The sequence below is a fragment of the Pseudomonas sp. FG13 genome (genome assembly GCF_057809755.1).
In genome coordinates this window covers 1-16,470 of sequence record NZ_JBMDKO010000022.1, presented here as the reverse complement: position 1 = coordinate 16,470, position 16,470 = coordinate 1, and the positions used below count along the sequence as shown (strand labels likewise).

Sequence of the window (16,470 nt, the reverse complement as noted above, 5' to 3'; positions counted from 1 at the left end):
CTTTCGACTACATTAGCGCGCCTCGACAGACTGAACAGTTTGCCGAGACACGGTGAAGTGTCCGAGTGGCTTAAGGAGCACGCCTGGAAAGTGTGTATACAGGAAACTGTATCGAGAGTTCGAATCTCTCCTTCACCGCCACATTTATACGAAAAAGCCCTGATTATTCAGGGCTTTTTCGTATCTGCGTTTCAGTAAAAAACTCCTGCCAGGCTTTGTTCCCTACCTGGAAACCAACTGGTCAAAACCCAGACTTACCAATCGATGCGCCGCCATCGACAAACAGGGTCTGCCCGGTAATAAACCCGCTGTGCTCCGACAACAGAAATGCCATGGTCGCGGCAATTTCCTGGGGCTGGCCCAAACGGCCCATGGGGATGCCGGCCAGATAGGTTGCTTCCCCGACACTCCCCGGTGGATTGTTGGCGCGGAACAGTTCGGTTTCCGTCGGCCCGGGAGCGATGGCGTTCACGGTGACGCCGGTGCGCGCCAACTCCAGGGCCCAAGTGCGGGTAAAACTCACCAGTGCGGCCTTGGCGGCAGCATAGGCAGTACGCTGGGCTACACCGAGAATGGTCAGGCTGGAAACATTGACGATCCGCCCCCAGCCATTGGCCTTCATCTGCGGCAACAGCGCCTGGGTGGCCTGGAGGGCGGGGCGCAGGTTGAGGTCCATCACTGCGTCGTAATCGCTCAGATCGACGCTACCCAAGGCCTGGGGCTTGACCAGCCCGACGTTGTTGACCAAACCATCGAAAACGTACTCTTCGGTCAAGCGCCGCAAGGTCATCGCGGTGCTTTCCCGGTCGGCCAGGTCCAACTGCACCAAGTGACCGGGAAAGTCCTCGGTGTCGCCACTGCGGGCAATTCCCACCACCCGGTGACCCTCCGCGCCCAGGTGTTCGGCCAGTGCCCGACCAATGCCCTTGCTGGCGCCAGTGATAAGAAAAGTACGAGTAGTCATCGACAATCCTCCATGGGGAAACGCTTCAGCTGATGTTCGAATGGTTGGTGCGGCGGGCCGGTGCCAGGCCGGCCCGCACTATTCAGGCGATGGTTTGTACCGTGCCACCTTCGGCACGAATCGCGGCACCGTTGATCAACGCGGCCTGTTCGCTGGCCAGGAACGTCACCACGTTGGCCACTTCTGCAGGTTTGGCCAGCCTGTGGATCAACGACGAAGGACGGTTCTCCTCCATGAATTTCTGCTCTGCCTGCGCATAGGAAAGGTCTGGATTAACCGACTCGATAAACGCCTTCAGACTTTCAGTTTCCGTCGGGCCAGGCAGCACCGAATTAACGGTTACCGCGGTGCCCTTGGTCAGCTCTGCCAGGCTGCGGGAGATGGACAGTTGCGTGGCCTTGCTCGCGCTGTAATGGGCCATGGAGGCCATTGGCGTCAGGGCCACCTCACTGGAGAGGAAAATGACTCGTCCGTGACCACGCTCAAGCATTGCCTTCATGTACGTCCGCGCCAGGCGCACGCCACTCCACACGTTGGTGTCGAACATCTGTTGCCAGTCGGCATCAATGGTGGCGAAGAAGTCGCTCAACTGATAAGTCCCCAAGTTATTCACCAGAATGTCGATGTCCGGGTAAGCGTTCTTTGCCACCAGCTCGCCGCCAGCCACGCTCATGTCGGCCACCAGCGGCATGGCTCGACCCGCACCGAAGCGCTGATTGAAAGCGGCCACAACGGTGCCGACGACTTCGCTATTACGGCCATTGACGATGACGTTGGCACCCTCTTGCAAAAGCTGCGTGGCAATCGCGTGGCCGATACCTGAAGTCGAAGCGCTGACCAGGGCAAGTTTACCGTTGAGTTTGAGATCCATGATTTTCCTCACGCGTTGTTCAATGAATGCCCTGATGGGCAGGTAAGGCAAAGTATGAGGCGGCTCGTGGATCTTGATAATTAAGGGTAATGGAATAGGATTGGTGATAATAATTCACAAGTGAGCAGGTCATGGACAGTCGAAGCGGCGAAATGCAGGTGTTTGCCAAAGTGGTTGAGACAGGCAGTTTTTCCAATGCGGCGAAGCTGCTCAACCTCACGCCCTCGGCGGTGAGCAAGTTGATTACCCGGATTGAAGAGCGCCTCGGCGTATTATTGATTCAGCGTTCCACGCGACAGATGCTGATCACCGCCGAGGGCAAGCAGTTCTACGACAGTTGTGTGCGGATTCTGGATGACATTGAAGAGGCCGAGCAGTCCCTGGCCCAGGGTTTGGAAGTGCCCCATGGTGTGGTGCGGGTGAATGTGTCCTTACCCTTCGGAACGCATCAGATTTTGCCGATTCTTGCCGAGTTCAGCGCTCGTTATCCGCAGATTGTTCTCGACCTGTCGCTGACCGACGCGATGGTCGACATGCACCGCGAACGCATCGATGTGGCGGTACGCATGGGCCCCTTGGCTGACGCCTCGTTCCGTGCCCGCAGCCTCGGTGAAAGCCGGCGTGCAGTGGTGGCGTCGCCCAATTACCTGGTCGCGTTTGGTCGTCCGAAAACACCAGGAGAGTTGAACCAGCATCGCTGTTTGAATTTCAACTTCCGTCGATCATTGGATGAATGGCCCTTCCGGGTAGAAGGTCAGGTTATTCACCTTCCTGTGGACGGCGGCATGCTCACCAACAACGGTGAAACCATGCGCCAACTAACGATCGCGGGCATGGGTATCAGCCGTTTGGGCATGTTTCATGTGGCCGAAGATCTTCGTGCGGGTCGTCTGGAAGAAGTGCTCAGTGAATTCAACCCAGGCGACAAGGAAGAGATTCACGCCATATTCAGCAATCAGCGCTATATGCCACCAAGGGTACGGGTGTTCATTGATTTCCTGGTGGAGCGTGTGAGTCCTTCGCTACGCTTTTATGCAGCCAACGATCCGGGAAAAACGCAATGAAAGGTCGCTGCAGCGCATCGCTGCAGAGCGCCTTATACGGATGCGAACGGCAGAAGACGTGTCCGGCAGATGCATTCAAACTATAAGGCGGGAGAACGGAATAAAATTAGTGAACGTAGTTCACTTCAGTGAGGTTGGCTGGGTTGAGCAGTCAGCACGTCGATCAATGCACGCGCTGCCGCCGACTGGCGCCGATGCGGCACGTAGATGACCGAGAAAGGGCGGGTGCGGCCGCGTAACTGCGGCAACAGTTCAACCAATCGGCCCCTTTCGACAGAGTCACGAACGATGAAGTCGTAGCTTTGACAGATCCCCATACCCTGGTCGGCCAGGGACACCACGCCGAGCACATCGTCGGAGACTTCGATGGTGGATGTAGGCAGCCAATCAATGTCGTTCTCACCCTCCTTGAACACCCACGGCGCGATGCGGCCGGTGCTGGGCATGACGAACGGTAGGCAGACATGATTTCGCAGGTCTTCCAGTGTCTGCGGTGTGCCGGCGTGCTCCAGGTAGCGGGGTGAGGCGACCAGGCATAGGGTCGCGTCTTCCAGTTTGCGCGCCACCAGCCCGCTGTCGGGGAAGTGCCCGAGACGAATCGCCAGATCGAAACCCTCGGCCACCAGATCCACATTCCGGTTCGTGATGCTCAATTCGACCTGGACGCCTGGATACTGCCGAGCGAAGCGTGCCAGCAACGGTGGCAAGCGGTAATGGCCATACGTGGTTGGCACACTCAACCGCACGCGTCCTTTCAGTTCACCCTCTTGCCCCTGGATTTCGCGCTCAGCGTCGTCGAGCAGCGTGAAGGCCACGCGTGCCTGCTCCAAATAAAGCCGGCCCGCCTCGGTCAGGCTGACCCGGCGCGTCGTCCGGCGCAAAAGCTGGTTGCCGAGCCGCGCCTCCAGGCGCATGACGGCGCGGCTCAGGACCGAGGGAGTGGTCGACAGAACCACGGCCCCCGTCGTGAAGGAACCGTTCTCAGCCACAGCCAAAAAGGCTTCGACGTCATCCAGGTAATCGAATCGACGGCTCATCTTGTCGCCTTGGGAATAAATGAATGTCTTTTTGGATAGTTTATCTCTCCTGGTGTGATCAATACAGTTCGGTACACGACCACAGGCCAAGAGGCGCCCATGAAACCGACGCATGCATTGCCAGCGCTTTTGTTGTTTGCCATCGCCGCATTCGCCCATGGGAAAGCCCCTGATACTCCTCTCCAAGAAGGTACCGACACCATGAAAACCACGACGCTCCGTTCCGATATCAAACCTGTGCTGTTCGTCCTGACCAGCCATGGCACCAAGGGTGACACTGGCCAGCCTACCGGCTATTACCTGGGGGAAGTCACGCACCCGTTGGCGGAGCTGGAGGAAGCAGGCCTCCAGGTGGAGTTCGCGTCGATCCAGGGCGGTGAGCCGCCAGTGGATGGGCTGGAACTCAACGACCCGATCAATGCCCGCTACTGGAACAACCCGCAATTCCGCGAGGCCGTGGGTCATACGCAGCGCCTGGGGGACGCCGATCCCTCGAAGTATTCGGCGATCTTCTTCGCCGGTGGCCATGGTGCGATGTGGGACTTTCCCAAGAGCCCCGACGTACCGCGCGTAACACGTGCGATCTACGAAGCCGGCGGCCTGGTCGGCGCGGTGTGCCACGGCCCGGCCGCATTGGTCAACGTCACACTCTCCGATGGTACCTATCTCGTTTCCGGCAAGAACGTCAGTGCCTTCACCGACGATGAAGAGCGCGCGGTCCAACTCGACCGTGTGGTGCCGTTCCTGCTCGCCAGCACACTGATGCAGCGGGGCGCAAAACACCATCCTGCGCCGGAGTGGACGGCCAAGGTGGTGGTGGACGGACGCCTCGTCACCGGGCAGAACCCACAGTCCGCGGCTGGCGTGGGTGCAGCGATGCGTGACCTGTTGCTCGGCAAATTCTCCTCGATCCTCTGACAAAGTCGGCGTTTCCTTTCGTTTCCACTTCTCAGTTGCAGGTCCACAATGAACCGTTACCTCTCCACCTTGACCGCCATCGTGCTGGCGGCCGCAGGTATCACCTCCGCCATGGCGGCCCAGCCGGCCAGCAGCTCATCGCTCGAACGCTGGCGCAGCTACACGGGCGTCACCTGGGCCCAGCCCCAGGGCGATGGAACCCTCGTGGCCTATGCCCAATCGGTCAATGCGCCGATCGCGGGTATCCATTTCGATCCCCAGGGCCGGGCCTTCGTCAGCACGCCGCGCCTGGTGTCCGCCGCCGCACCCGCAACGCTGAGTATCCTGGACACGAGTGCGGCCTCCGGGCCGGCACGCTTGACGGCTTTCCCCTCCGTCGAGAGTAATGCCGTGGCAGGTGTGCCGGACCAACACCTGCGCAATGTGCTGGGGTTCTACATCGACCATCGCAATGGCTGGTTATGGGCACTGGACCAGGGCTTTGTCGCCGGTGAGAACGAGGCGCCGGAAGGGGCGCAGAAGGTCATGGTGTACGACCTGAAGAGCGGCCGGTTGGTCAAGCGCATTGGGCTGGACGCGGTAGCTGACCGCAAGGGCAGCTTCCTCAACGACATCGTGGTCGACGAGCGGCGCAAGGTTGCCTACATCTCCGACAGTGGCCGGCGCAGCGCGCCAGCCAACCAGGTCGGCCTGATCGTGGTGGATTACGCCTCGGGCCAGGCGCGCCGCGTGCTGGACAATCACCCCGGCCCGCAGGTGGAGCCGGGCGTGAAAGTGGTTTCACACGGCATGGAAGTCTGGCCCGGCAAGCCGCTATTGCTGGGCATCAATGGCATTGCCTTATCTCCCGACGGGCGCACCCTGTATTGGACGGTGACCACGGGCAAACACGCCCACGCGATCGCCACCCGTGGGTTACGTGATCCACGTGCCAGCGCGGCAACGTTGGCAGCCGCCGTTCGCGATCTTGGCGATGTGGGCGGCAACACGGACGGCATCGTCACCGGCGCAAATGGCAGGCTCTATATCACCGATGTCACCCATAACGGCATCGTCCAGTACGACCCCACTACGAAGAAGATGGCGCTGATCGCTTCCGACGAAGGGGTGCACTGGCCGGATACACCGGCAATCGCACCCGACGGCGCCCTGGTATTCACCGCGAGCAACCTGAGCCAGCACTTCGCTGGGGCGGTCTCGCCCGGCGAGGAGCGTTACGAGCTATGGCGCTTGCTGCTCAAAGGCGAGCGTTCCAGTGCCAAGTGATACGTGGTATCTCCCGGTGGCATGGCTTGAGGGATGAAACTATCCTGAAACCCATTGCTTCTCGATTGGAAACGGAAAAAATGAAAAGGATCTCATCGACAGTTGTCGCATTGACGTTGTTCATCGCCTGCTCGACCACCGTTCAAGCTGACGCAGCTTCGCTTAACGAGGCTCGTGTACTCGTCGCCCAGGCCGGGCTGGGCAAGAAGCTCTCCTCCCTTGCGCTGCTGACGGCGAAGAGCACGTCGACCTACGCGACGATCGCCGATAAGCTTGGAAACGCCAGTGCGAACAGCGCGTTATCCGACGAGATCAATGCGCTGCTGCCGCAATACCAGCCCAAATGGGATGAGAAACTAGCCAGGGCTTATGAGAAGTCCTTCTCCGAGGAAGAGTTGTCATCGCTCGTTTCGCAAGGTCGCGCTTCACGATATGCGCCAGAAGTGAAAGAGCGGCAAGCCGGAATTGGTCGCTACATGCAAGCCAATGCCCAACCCATCCTGGTTTCGCTCGCTTCCGACGCGCTTAAGGCGACCTTGTCCAAATACGCTCAGCAATAGGCGGCGAAGTGGAACTCGATCGGGACGTGCTCATCTTGGGCTCCCTTCGAGTTTGCCAAATAGCATCGGGCAAGTTCGCAGCAGCATCGAGCAAAAGCTTCCGGGCGCGTACCGTTAAGGTTCTCCTGAGATCCATCCACAGCAGGAGAACATCATGGGCCCATGGATGAGTTTGGCGTTGCGTCTCCAGATGGTTGCACTGTGCCTGGTACTGTCGATCAGTACTGTTTCGGCTGCGTCGACATCGCTCCAGCGTGCCAATACACACTTGGTACGCCAGGCATTCACGAACTGGCAACAAGGCAAAGGCACGGTGTTCGATCTGCTGGCGCCTGATGCCAAATGGACCGTTGCGGGATCCAGCCCGGTTTCAGCGGTGTACAACAGCAAGGCGGAGTTGATGGAGCGGGCTGTACGCCCCATCAGCGCTCGGCTGGCGACGCCCATTGCTCCCATTGTCCAGAGCATTATTGCCGAGGGCGATGTGGTGGTCGTGCTCTGGAAAGGGAAGGCCATCGCTCGGGATCGCAAATCCTATGACAATACATACCTATGGCACATGACGTTCAAGGAAGGGCAGGTCGTTGAGGTCAAGGCGTTCCTGGATACCTATGTGCTGAACGATCTCATGCTACGCGTGCAACCTGCTCGCTAGCATGGCGCCGCTGACGGGCCCAATGGCCCAGCCTGTGGAATGCGATCTGGGCCGCGCGTGAAAACGGCTCGTTGAATCACGAGCCGTTGCAAGATCGACTGGGAGGCGGCGGGTTGATCACTCCACGCTGCCGCTGGTCACCACCGTGAACTTGCGGCTGAACTCCAACACTTCACACACGCCGGTATGACCTGCCGGAACAGACACCGCATCACCGGCCTTCATCTCGAAGCGTTCGCCGGTGTCCAGGGTAATGGCGATGCGGCCTTCGATCAGCACGAAGGCTTCATCGTTGTCGAAGCGCCAGTCGAATGTCGAAGGTTGCGAAGTGAAAAACGCCACGGCTTTGTATGGGGTTTTCACACCGACAGTCCGTAGAAGCTTCATCCGGGTGTCAGGGTTGCCTTCGATCACATCCTTCCCCAATGGGTATTCGAGCCAGCCGTCGGGAGTGTCCAGCGATGCGAGGGCTACGGAGTCGACGGGATTGGGCAGGGTGGGGCGAGTTGTCATTTTTCTTGTACCTCGTACCGAAAGGGTTGGATAGCGTCTATGACAGATGGCATAGTCGAGATCGAGGCTACACCACAATATGACGGATGACATAGTTTTTTATGAGTTCTTCCACGCGTGACCGAATGATTGAGGGGGCGGCGGATCTCTTGCGCCGCAAAGGCATGACTGCGACGAGCATGCGTGAGGTGGTTCGGCACTCCCAGACACCGCGCGGATCCATCGCTCATCATTTTCCTGGTGGTAAGCGTCAGTTGCTTGAAGCCGCGGTCGACTATGCCGGTCGTGAGGTCAGCGAGCCGCTGACACTGCTGCTGGGCAAATATGGTCCGGTGAAAGGCATGGAGCTATTCGTTGGGCAATGGCGCAAGACCCTCGAAGAGTCGGCTTTCCAGGCTGGCTGTGCGGTATTGGCCGTGTCGGTTGAGCAGTACGTGTCCGAACAGCGCGGCGAGTCTGCACCTGAACTGGAACTCCAGATTCAGCAACAGCTCTTGGATCAAGCCGAAGCCATTTTCGGGCAATGGCGAGAGATCGTCGCCAAGGCACTGCAATTGGCGGGCGTGGCTGAGGTGCGTGCCCACAGCCTGGCATTATTGGCGATTGCTTCCATCGAGGGCTCGGTGGCCCTGTGCCGAGCCGCACGGAGCTCGACACCGCTGGAGCTTATCTGGCAAGAACTGAAGCTAAGCTTCGAACGGGAACTCTAAGCGCTGACCCTGGCGAGCTACAGCTGGCGTAAACCGCGCTCGGTCACGGCATCGATATAACTCGGATCACCATAGATCCGGGCCAACAGGATCGCGCCCTCGAAATCGGCCACCAATTGTCGCGCCAGGCTCTGTGCTTCGGCCTGGCTATAGGCCGCGCGATAGAGCTCAGTAAACGCCGCGGTCCAGTCATCCAGGAAGCGTCGGATTGGCGCCATGAGCTCCACCTTTCCATACGTGGCATCGACCGCGATGACACCCATCAGGCAACCAATCGAATCGTCCTGGAAAAGCCGCTTGGCCTTGCGCCCCATGCGGGTGAGGCGTTCCTGCGCAGACAGGTCCTCATCGAAGGCAATGCTGAATAGCGACTGTTTCAAGCCTTCATGTGTCCAGTCCAGCACATCCCGTAACAGCGCTTCCTTGTTGGGGTAGTGGTGGTAGAAGGACGCCTTGGTCAGACCGCAGGCGGACGACAGCTCATCCATAGTGGTGCCGTGGTAGCCGAGACGCTTGAAGGTATTGGCACAGCGCAGCAGAAGCTCGTCGCGTGGGATTTTCGGTGGGCGCACGGGGTTACTCCTGCCATCAATCATGCAAATTGATTCTACGTCATAAGCCTGGGGCTCTCAATTTGACGGTTACCGAATGTTTGTTTAGTTTTGAAAAACCGAACGTTCGGTAAGTAACGAAGGCAAGCCTGATTGTTCAGGCTCACCCTCATGAAGCCAGGAGAGTTTTCCATGAGCGAAGCAAACAGCGGCCCGGGTCGTGTTACCCGGGAGCGGCGCGGACATCTGTTCCTCATCGGCCTGGATCGGGCCGGCAAGCGCAATGCGTTCGACAGCGCGATGTTGACCGACCTTGCTTTGGCTTTGGGCGAATACGAGCGCGACAGTGAGATACGCTGCGCTGTCATATTTGCTCACGGCGAGCATTTCACTGCCGGCCTCGATCTGATGGAGCTGACACCGAAGCTGGCTTCGGGGGCTTTCAAATACCCGGATGAAGGCATCGACCCATGGGGCGTATCGAAGCCACGGCGCAGCAAACCGCTGGTTGTTGCGGTGCAAGGCACTTGCTGGACGGCCGGCATCGAGCTGCTGCTCAACGCCGATATTGCGATTGCCGCCAGTGACGCGCGTTTCGCTCACCTGGAAGTGCTGCGCGGTATTTCACCGTCCGGCGGCTCCACCGTGCGTTTCACCCAGGCTGCCGGTTGGACCAACGCCATGCGTTACATGCTGACTGGCGAGGAATTCAATGCTGACGCTGCCTTGCGCATGCGCCTGCTGACGGAAGTGGTGGAGCCCGGCCAGGCACTGGCCCGCGCCATCGAATACGCCGAACGCATTGCCAGGGCGGCGCCTCTGGCAATCAAGGCCACCTTGCAATCGGCCTTCCAGGCCCGTGACGAGGGTGACGACGCGGCGCTCTCCAAGCTCAACGAGCTGCTATTCACACTGATCAAGAGCGAAGACGTGCGTGAAGGCGTCATGGCAATGATGCAAAAGCGTGAACCGGTGTTCAAAGGCCGTTAATTCAAGGGCAGAGCAAACGATGCAGCAGCACCAGGCGCCATTGGGGGCGCGCAATTTACCCTGTACATCCAGAACGGATCTGGCCGTGATCGAGCAAGTGACGTTGGTGGCCGACGATGGTTATCGGCTGGCCGCCACCCGTTATTCGGCCCGGGGGCCATTGAAGGGCAATCTCATCATGGCTGGCGCGACCGGCGTGCAACAGCGGTTCTACCGCCGTTTCGCCGAGGGTGTCAGTTCTCAAGGTTTCAACGTCCTGACGATTGACTATCGAGGCGTCGGGGCCTCCGGGCCGGATTCCTTGAAAGGTTTTGAAATGACCTACCTGGACTGGGGGCTGCGTGACCTGGCAGCGGCCGTTGAGTACATGGACGATGGCCACAGCCCGCTGTACTGGGTCGGTCACTCCTTTGGAGGGCATGCATTGGGATTGCTGCCCAATCACCACAAGCTCACGGCGGCCTATTGCTTCGGTACCGGCGCCGGGTGGGCCGGGTGGATGCCCAGGCTGGAGGCGTTCAAGGTTCGCTTGCTGTGGCGGTGCGTCTTGCCGCTGATCGTGGCGTACAAGGGCTACATGGCCTGGAGCATGCTGGGCATGGGCGACGACCTGCCGCTCGGGGTCTATAAGGACTGGCGGCGCTGGTGTGTCTATCCCCATTACTTCTTCGACGACCCTTCGATGGCGGATGTCGCCGCGCTTTACGCGCAGGTGCGTACCCCCTGCGTGTTCGCCAATGCGGTGGATGATCCTTGGGCGCCGCCTGCCTCGCGGGACGCCTTTATCAAGGGTTATCGCAATGCTCCGTTTCGGGTACGTGATCTCCACCCCGAGACGAAAAAGCAGCCGATCGGCCACATGGGATATTTCCGGCCGTCGGCAGAGCCGCTCTGGGATGAAGTGCTCGATTGGCTCGTGACCCAGAAGCGGGCCGTGGGTTGAACCGATGCCCTCGGTAGGGTCACGTATTCAACGCCAACTGCGGCCGGTCCGGATCCAGTTGCGTGCGCCTGAACTGTCCGGGCGGCAGCCCATGGATCTGGCGGAAACGTCGTGAAAAATAAGCTTCGTCGGCGAACCCGCACAGCCTCGCCACTTCGCCCACCGGGCGGGTGCCATTGAGCAGGTAGTTGCGCGCCGCGTGCATCCTGCGCTCGAGCACCAGCTCGGTAAATGTCTTGCCGATTTCCTTGCGCAGCCAGTGGGTCAGGTAGGTCGGCGACAGGTAGGTTGCAGCGGCTACCTTGATCAGGTTGAGGTCGGGGTCGGCAATATTCCTGCGCAGGTATTCGGACATCCTGCCCAATGCATCGCGTCGGCTGATTTCGGCTGCGTTCTCTTCGGCCAACTGCTTGAGCGGCTCGGCATATAAGGCGCAGACGCTGCCGATCAGTTGCAGCAACAACCCCTTGAGGACCTCTCGGGTGCCGAACTGGCGGTTCCTGTCCAGGACACGCATCTGCTCGATCAGTCCGCAGACTTTGGCGAAATCCTCTTGGCCCAGAATGAAATCCAGGTGCTCCTGGAAACGGAATGGCGATAACTCGGGTGCCAGCAGAATCGAGACTTCTTCCAGATCCATCGGGTCGCACTGCAGATGGGGCAGCAGGAAGGTCTGGGAAAAGTTGATCACCATGAAATTGCTGTCCGCCGGGTGCGGAATCACATGCACGCGATGGGGCAGGATGAACGCCAGGGTGTTTCGCGGGAACGGACGCTCGACATGACCGATGTGCTGCACGGTGTCGCCGCCGAGGTTGATCTGGATCTGGAAGTACTCGTGGCGATGGGGGCTGGTTTCGGCGCGCCGGCCCTTCTTGTCGCGGATGTAGAAGTCCGTCAATTCGCAGCGTTGCTGCATGAAATAGGTGGGGACTTGGCTCGGTGATGACATCTCCAGGTGATCCTCGACAGCGGTTTGGTCGTTGTGATTGTGGGGGTGTCATCCGCTGCATTTCAACAAGTCATACGATGACATCGGGTCTGCATGGAATTTATCGGCTCAAAGGAGGACGGGGCTTGTCCAAGACACGATAAGCGTCGGCTATATATATTTTTCTTTTAAAACAGAAGGTTACATAAATTTTTAGAAAATTTTCGCACATTTTTCAGCGCCGATTTTTTTGGACAGCCTCATCAATCGCCGTTTTCCTGGAAAAAAACGATCTAACGCTTCAATTGATTTCACATGGTTGTACGACCACATTGGCGGCCATGCAGCCCCTGGCTACCAAGGCCAATCAAGGTGTGCTGCTGGCAAGTACTTCGATTCGTCTAACAATAATGAAGGGTCACCCATGTCGAATTCCCACACCTCCCAGACCACCGCTCCGCCACTGGCGGCCAGCGCCCTGGACGCCGCCGTGCCGGCCCGGCGGCCGTCCCGTCGACGTTGGTTCATGCTGTCGTTGCTGTTGATTGCGACGATCATCAACTACATCGATCGGGTGAACATCTCGATTGCGGCCCCATTCCTGGCCAAGGACCTGGGCCTGGACAAGATCGAAATGGGCCTGATCTTTTCCGCCTTTGCCTGGACCTATGCCATCGCATTGGTGCCCGCCGGGTTCATCGCTGATCGCTTCGGTTCGCGGTTCACTTACGGGGTGTCGTTGATCAGTTGGTCGACAGTCACCGTTTGCCAGGGGCTTGCCACCGGATTCGCTTCGCTGTTTGGTCTGCGCCTGGCGGTTGGTGCGATGGAAGCGCCGGCGTTTCCGGCCAATAGCCGGGCGGTCACGGTCTGGTTTCCGGCGCGGGAGCGGGGCCTGGCGAGCAGCATCTACGTCTGCGGCCAGTACCTGGGCACGGCGTTGTTTACCGGTGCGCTGCTCTGGCTGGCAACCACCTACGACTGGCGGCATGTGTTCTACAGCACCGGCGCATTGGGCATTGTGTTCGGTGTGCTCTGGTTGTACCTGTACCGCGATCCCATGAACTGCAAGAAAGTCAGCAAGGAAGAGCTGAAATACATCGAGGCCGGGGGAGGGCTGGTCAAGAGCAGCCAGGAGCGTACCCGCTTCAACTGGCGGCAGATCGCCGAGCTGTTCAGCTATCGGCAGGTCTGGGCGATCTGCATCGGCAAGTTCGCCAGCACTTCGGCGCTGTACTTCTTCCTCACCTGGTTCCCGACGTACCTGATCGAAGAGCGTCAACTGACCATGATCAAGGCCGGGATCTTCGCCGTGCTGCCGTTCGTGGGGGCGACGGTGGGTATTCTGCTCGCCGGGATTATTTCCGACCTGCTGATTCGCCGTGGCTATTCGCTGTCCTTTGCCCGCAAGTTGCCACTGGTGGTGGGTTCGATGCTGGGCATGTCTATTGTCCTGGTGAATTTCACCGACTCGAACGTCATCTGCATTGCCATCCTGACCATCGCCTTCTTCGCCCAGGGCATTGCTTCGTCTTCTTGGGCTGCGGTGTCGGAGGTCGCGCCCAAGGAGCTCATCGGGCTTACCGGAGGGATCACCAGCCTGGCCGCCAACATCGGCGGCATCGTCACCCCTATCGTGATCGGTGCGATTGTCCACAAGACCGGCTCGTTTGCCTTGGCCTTCTGGTTCATTGGCGGCGTGGCGCTGGTGGGCACCTTGTCCTACTCGTTTCTGCTTGGGCGGTTGTATCGCATAGAACTCAAGACCCGGGCCTGAAACCTGTTTTTCTCCAAGACGAGGCGGTTTTTGTCCAACTTTGCCAAAGACTGCCGCCGTACGCTGACGTTTCTACAAGGACTTTTACCAGGATGAACATGACCGAGTATGTCTTTACTCCAGACCTGCCAGTGACTCTGCCGGTTGTCGGCACCCCACAGCGTTTTCCCGTCGGCCGGGTGTTTTGTGTCGGTCGCAATTACCCATGGCCCGATGCCCAGGGGCAGAACCGCCAGCCACCGGTGTTCTTCATGAAGCCTGCCAGCTGCGTGATGGATGCGGTCGGTGAAGTACCGTTTCCGTCGGTGACCGAAGAGTTTGTCCATGAAATCGAATTGGTGGTGGCCATTGGCGAGGGCGGCGCGAATATTCCCGAGAGCCAGGCGTTGGCTTATGTGTGGGGCTACGCCACCGGTCTTGACCTGACGCGCCGTGATGTCCAGCGCCAGGCCAAACGCGACGGTTTGCCGTGGGAGGGCGCCAAGGTGTTCGACGGTGCTGCGCCGATGACCGCCATCGTGCCGGTCGCGAAGGCGGGGCATCCCGAGGGTGACTTGTGGCTGAGCGTGAACGGCCAGGAGCGTCAGCGCGACAGCCTTGGCAGCCAGATCTGGTCGGTCAGTGAAGTGATCAGCCGAATCTCGCAATCGGTGGCGCTCAGGGCTGGGGATCTGATCATGACCGGCAGCCCGGCAGGCGTCGACGAGCTGCGCCCCGGCGACCTCATCAGCGCCGGCATCGACGGCATCGGCCAACTGGAAATGCGGGTCGGCCAGCGACCTTGAGCGCGGTACGTGTCCTATGGATTTGAAAAGGAAATGACAGTATGTCCAACCCATTGAAAGTGGCCCTGGTTACCGGCGCCGGCAGTGGCATCGGCCGCGCCGTGGCCCTGGGCCTGATGGAAGACGGGTACACCTTGGTATTGGCTGGACGCCGTCCCGAGCCTTTGCAGGCATTGGTCGAGCTGGCCGCCAGCGAGGGGCGGGAAGCGTTGGCGGTGCCCACCGATGTGCGCGATCAGGCCAGCGTCGAGGCGCTGTTTGCAACCATCACCGTGACATTCGGACGCCTGGACGTCGTGTTCAACAACGCCGGGGTCAACGCTCCGGCCGTACCGTTGGATGAATTGACGTTCGAGCAATGGCGCAACGTGATCGACACCAACCTCAACGGGGTTTTCCTGTGTGCCCGTGGGGCCTTCGGGCTGATGCGCCGACAACAGCCGCAGGGCGGGCGCATCATCAATAACGGTTCGATCTCCGCTCATACCCCGCGGCCGCTCAGCAGCGCCTACACCGCCAGCAAGCATGCGGTGTTGGGGCTGACCAAATCCCTGGCCCTGGACGGCCGGGAATTCAACATCGCCTGCAGCCAGATCGACATCGGCAATGCCCTGACGGAGATGTCGGTGCGCATGACCAAGGGGGTGCGCCAGGCCAACGGCAGCATCGCGGTAGAGCCGATGGTGGACGTCAAGCATGTGGCCGACGCAGTGCGCTACATCGCTGGCCTGCCGTTGTCGGCCAACGTCCTGAACATGACCGTCATGGCCACGGCCATGCCTTTTGCCGGTCGCGGTTGAGCCTGAACACAGGCATTCGCTACGCCGTAAGCGGGCAGCAATACGCTTGAATCGATCTACTCTTTCGCTCCACGAGGTCCACATGAAACCAGAAGTCCTGCAACTCAGTCCGATCCTGATTCCTGAAATCAACACCCGGCTCAATGAGTTGTTTACGGTCAGGCGCTATTTTGAACAGGCCGACAAACAGGCCTATCTGCAGGAACACGGCGCTCACATTCGCGGTGTGATCACCGGCGGACATACCGGCATCAGCCAGGCGCTCATGGCACAGCTGCCTAAATTGGAAGTGGTGGCGGTCAACGGTGTGGGCACCGATGCGGTGGACCTGGCCTACGCCCGGGATCGCGGGATCCGCGTGACCGCCACCATCGGTGCACTGACCGAAGACGTTGCCGATCTGGCCGTCGGCCTATTGATTGCCGTGTGTCGTGGCCTGTGCACCGGCGATCGCTACGTGCGTTCGGGCCAATGGCCCCACAGCGCGACGCCGTTGGCGCCGTTGCCGCTGGCCCGTCAAGTGTCCGGCATGCGCGTCGGCATCGTCGGCATGGGGCGCGTCGGCCGGGCCGTGGCAACACGACTGGCGGCGTTCGGTTGCACGATCAGCTACACCGACCTGCAGCCGATGAACGATGTGGCTCACACTTTCATCGCCGATCTCAAGCAACTGGCCAGCGCCAGCGATGCCTTGATCCTGGCCGCCGCCGCCGACCAGGCCGAAGCCATCATCGATGCTCACGTACTGCGTGCCCTGGGCAAGGGCGGTTACCTGATCAACGTGGCCCGGGGCAAGCTGGTCAACGAAGCCGATCTGGTGGCGGCGCTGGCCGCTGGTGACATTGCGGGGGCGGGGCTGGATGTGTTCGTCGATGAACCGAATGTTCCCGACGCCTTGTTTGGCAACGAGCAGGTGGTCCTGCAACCCCACCGCGCCAGCGCAACCCGGCAGACCCGCACGCGAATGGGGGAAATGGTGGTGGCGAGCCTGGTGGACAGTTTTGCCGGGAAAGTGCCGCAGGGCTGTGTCACCGGTTGAGGCATTGGCGACCTGGCTCTCTGTGGGAGCGAGCCTGCTCGCGATAGCGGCGTGTCAGCTTGCGGCGATGTTGGCTGTGTCGCCGCCATCGCGAGC

18 protein-coding genes and 1 tRNA gene are annotated in these 16,470 nt (G+C 59.8%); 13 read left to right on the top strand and 6 right to left on the bottom strand.

Features of this window, described 5'->3' with window-relative positions; genetic code table 11:
- Positions 1 to 51: 51 nt before the first annotated feature.
- Positions 52 to 141, top strand: a tRNA-Ser gene (locus ACODTO_RS17930).
- A 100-nt stretch (positions 142 to 241) separates the two neighbouring features.
- On the opposite strand, the gene ACODTO_RS17925 is transcribed toward ACODTO_RS17930, so the two are convergent.
- Positions 242 to 964 (bottom strand): SDR family oxidoreductase, encoded by a 723-nt coding sequence (locus ACODTO_RS17925; RefSeq protein ID WP_489106827.1) that lies wholly within the window; start codon positions 962 to 964, stop codon positions 242 to 244.
- Positions 965 to 1,046: 82 nt separating this feature from the next.
- On the bottom strand, positions 1,047 to 1,835 hold the full coding sequence (locus tag ACODTO_RS17920) for an SDR family NAD(P)-dependent oxidoreductase (protein ID WP_489106826.1): 789 nt from the start codon (positions 1,833 to 1,835) through the stop codon (positions 1,047 to 1,049).
- Between the two features lie 131 nt (positions 1,836 to 1,966).
- Here ACODTO_RS17920 and ACODTO_RS17915 point away from each other — a divergent pair, with 131 nt between their 5' ends.
- Positions 1,967 to 2,899, top strand: coding sequence for a LysR family transcriptional regulator (locus ACODTO_RS17915; protein ID WP_489106825.1), 933 nt, complete (start codon positions 1,967 to 1,969; stop codon positions 2,897 to 2,899).
- Between the two features lie 125 nt (positions 2,900 to 3,024).
- Here ACODTO_RS17915 and ACODTO_RS17910 read toward each other — a convergent pair whose 3' ends face one another.
- The gene (locus ACODTO_RS17910) at positions 3,025 to 3,936 is read right to left on the bottom strand and encodes a LysR family transcriptional regulator (protein WP_489106824.1); all 912 of its coding nucleotides are present in this window, start codon (positions 3,934 to 3,936) and stop codon (positions 3,025 to 3,027) included.
- Between the two features lie 99 nt (positions 3,937 to 4,035).
- Here ACODTO_RS17910 and ACODTO_RS17905 point away from each other — a divergent pair, with 99 nt between their 5' ends.
- From ACODTO_RS17905 to ACODTO_RS17890, 4 genes are all read left to right on the top strand, one after another.
- Positions 4,036 to 4,854 carry a type 1 glutamine amidotransferase domain-containing protein gene (locus ACODTO_RS17905; RefSeq protein WP_489106823.1) on the top strand — a complete coding sequence of 273 codons (819 nt, stop codon included), beginning with the start codon at positions 4,036 to 4,038 and terminating at the stop codon, positions 4,852 to 4,854.
- 48 nt (positions 4,855 to 4,902) lie between these two features.
- The gene (locus ACODTO_RS17900) at positions 4,903 to 6,120 is read left to right on the top strand and encodes an SMP-30/gluconolactonase/LRE family protein (protein ID WP_489106822.1); all 1,218 of its coding nucleotides are present in this window, start codon (positions 4,903 to 4,905) and stop codon (positions 6,118 to 6,120) included.
- 26 nt (positions 6,121 to 6,146) lie between these two features.
- Entirely contained in the window at positions 6,147 to 6,680 is a 534-nt protein-coding gene (locus ACODTO_RS17895) for a DUF2059 domain-containing protein (protein WP_489106821.1), read from the top strand.
- Positions 6,681 to 6,834: 154 nt separating this feature from the next.
- Positions 6,835 to 7,335, top strand: a complete 501-nt coding sequence (locus tag ACODTO_RS17890; RefSeq protein ID WP_489106820.1) for a nuclear transport factor 2 family protein — start codon at positions 6,835 to 6,837, stop codon at positions 7,333 to 7,335.
- 117 nt (positions 7,336 to 7,452) lie between these two features.
- On the opposite strand, the gene ACODTO_RS17885 is transcribed toward ACODTO_RS17890, so the two are convergent.
- Entirely contained in the window at positions 7,453 to 7,848 is a 396-nt protein-coding gene (locus ACODTO_RS17885; protein ID WP_489106819.1) for a cupin domain-containing protein, read from the bottom strand.
- A 101-nt stretch (positions 7,849 to 7,949) separates the two neighbouring features.
- Here ACODTO_RS17885 and ACODTO_RS17880 point away from each other — a divergent pair, with 101 nt between their 5' ends.
- Entirely contained in the window at positions 7,950 to 8,558 is a 609-nt protein-coding gene (locus ACODTO_RS17880; protein WP_489106818.1) for a TetR/AcrR family transcriptional regulator, read from the top strand.
- Positions 8,559 to 8,575: 17 nt separating this feature from the next.
- On the opposite strand, the gene ACODTO_RS17875 is transcribed toward ACODTO_RS17880, so the two are convergent.
- On the bottom strand, positions 8,576 to 9,130 hold the full coding sequence (locus ACODTO_RS17875; RefSeq protein WP_489106817.1) for a TetR/AcrR family transcriptional regulator: 555 nt from the start codon (positions 9,128 to 9,130) through the stop codon (positions 8,576 to 8,578).
- Between the two features lie 171 nt (positions 9,131 to 9,301).
- On the opposite strand from ACODTO_RS17875, the gene ACODTO_RS17870 reads away from it, so the two are divergent.
- Together ACODTO_RS17870 and ACODTO_RS17865 are read left to right on the top strand one after the other, a co-directional pair.
- Positions 9,302 to 10,099 (top strand): crotonase/enoyl-CoA hydratase family protein, encoded by a 798-nt coding sequence (locus tag ACODTO_RS17870; protein ID WP_175386321.1) that lies wholly within the window; start codon positions 9,302 to 9,304, stop codon positions 10,097 to 10,099.
- 88 nt (positions 10,100 to 10,187) lie between these two features.
- Positions 10,188 to 11,042, top strand: a complete 855-nt coding sequence (locus tag ACODTO_RS17865; protein ID WP_241801757.1) for an alpha/beta hydrolase family protein — start codon at positions 10,188 to 10,190, stop codon at positions 11,040 to 11,042.
- A 19-nt stretch (positions 11,043 to 11,061) separates the two neighbouring features.
- On the opposite strand, the gene ACODTO_RS17860 is transcribed toward ACODTO_RS17865, so the two are convergent.
- Positions 11,062 to 11,994: a helix-turn-helix transcriptional regulator gene (locus ACODTO_RS17860; protein ID WP_139649464.1), complete on the bottom strand. Its 933-nt coding sequence runs from the start codon at positions 11,992 to 11,994 to the stop codon at positions 11,062 to 11,064.
- Positions 11,995 to 12,397: 403 nt separating this feature from the next.
- Between ACODTO_RS17860 and ACODTO_RS17855 the strand changes: the two genes are divergently transcribed.
- From ACODTO_RS17855 to ACODTO_RS17840, 4 genes are all read left to right on the top strand, one after another.
- Positions 12,398 to 13,750, top strand: coding sequence for an MFS transporter (locus tag ACODTO_RS17855; protein WP_489106816.1), 1,353 nt, complete (start codon positions 12,398 to 12,400; stop codon positions 13,748 to 13,750).
- Positions 13,751 to 13,842: 92 nt separating this feature from the next.
- Complete coding sequence (locus ACODTO_RS17850) at positions 13,843 to 14,535, top strand: fumarylacetoacetate hydrolase family protein (protein ID WP_175386322.1); 693 nt, start codon at positions 13,843 to 13,845, stop codon at positions 14,533 to 14,535.
- A 41-nt stretch (positions 14,536 to 14,576) separates the two neighbouring features.
- Complete coding sequence (locus ACODTO_RS17845) at positions 14,577 to 15,335, top strand: SDR family oxidoreductase (protein WP_175386324.1); 759 nt, start codon at positions 14,577 to 14,579, stop codon at positions 15,333 to 15,335.
- 82 nt (positions 15,336 to 15,417) lie between these two features.
- On the top strand, positions 15,418 to 16,374 hold the full coding sequence (locus tag ACODTO_RS17840) for a 2-hydroxyacid dehydrogenase (RefSeq protein WP_489106815.1): 957 nt from the start codon (positions 15,418 to 15,420) through the stop codon (positions 16,372 to 16,374).
- Positions 16,375 to 16,470: the final 96 nt, after the last annotated feature.

What these genes read in the sequence shown, in the direction of transcription:
- ACODTO_RS17880 (WP_489106818.1), top strand. Translation starts at nt 7,950, where the DNA reads ATGAGTTCTTCCACGCGTGACCGAATGATTGAGGGGGCGGCGGATCTC.
- ACODTO_RS17910 (WP_489106824.1), bottom strand. Translation starts at nt 3,936, where the DNA reads ATGAGCCGTCGATTCGATTACCTGGATGACGTCGAAGCCTTTTTGGCT.
- ACODTO_RS17885 (WP_489106819.1), bottom strand. Translation starts at nt 7,848, where the DNA reads ATGACAACTCGCCCCACCCTGCCCAATCCCGTCGACTCCGTAGCCCTC.
- ACODTO_RS17850 (WP_175386322.1), top strand. Translation starts at nt 13,843, where the DNA reads ATGAACATGACCGAGTATGTCTTTACTCCAGACCTGCCAGTGACTCTG.
- ACODTO_RS17915 (WP_489106825.1), top strand. Translation starts at nt 1,967, where the DNA reads ATGGACAGTCGAAGCGGCGAAATGCAGGTGTTTGCCAAAGTGGTTGAG.
- ACODTO_RS17860 (WP_139649464.1), bottom strand. Translation starts at nt 11,994, where the DNA reads ATGTCATCACCGAGCCAAGTCCCCACCTATTTCATGCAGCAACGCTGC.
- ACODTO_RS17920 (WP_489106826.1), bottom strand. Translation starts at nt 1,835, where the DNA reads ATGGATCTCAAACTCAACGGTAAACTTGCCCTGGTCAGCGCTTCGACT.
- ACODTO_RS17905 (WP_489106823.1), top strand. Translation starts at nt 4,036, where the DNA reads ATGAAACCGACGCATGCATTGCCAGCGCTTTTGTTGTTTGCCATCGCC.
- ACODTO_RS17855 (WP_489106816.1), top strand. Translation starts at nt 12,398, where the DNA reads ATGTCGAATTCCCACACCTCCCAGACCACCGCTCCGCCACTGGCGGCC.
- ACODTO_RS17890 (WP_489106820.1), top strand. Translation starts at nt 6,835, where the DNA reads ATGGGCCCATGGATGAGTTTGGCGTTGCGTCTCCAGATGGTTGCACTG.
- ACODTO_RS17870 (WP_175386321.1), top strand. Translation starts at nt 9,302, where the DNA reads ATGAGCGAAGCAAACAGCGGCCCGGGTCGTGTTACCCGGGAGCGGCGC.
- ACODTO_RS17845 (WP_175386324.1), top strand. Translation starts at nt 14,577, where the DNA reads ATGTCCAACCCATTGAAAGTGGCCCTGGTTACCGGCGCCGGCAGTGGC.
- ACODTO_RS17925 (WP_489106827.1), bottom strand. Translation starts at nt 964, where the DNA reads ATGACTACTCGTACTTTTCTTATCACTGGCGCCAGCAAGGGCATTGGT.
- ACODTO_RS17840 (WP_489106815.1), top strand. Translation starts at nt 15,418, where the DNA reads ATGAAACCAGAAGTCCTGCAACTCAGTCCGATCCTGATTCCTGAAATC.
- ACODTO_RS17900 (WP_489106822.1), top strand. Translation starts at nt 4,903, where the DNA reads ATGAACCGTTACCTCTCCACCTTGACCGCCATCGTGCTGGCGGCCGCA.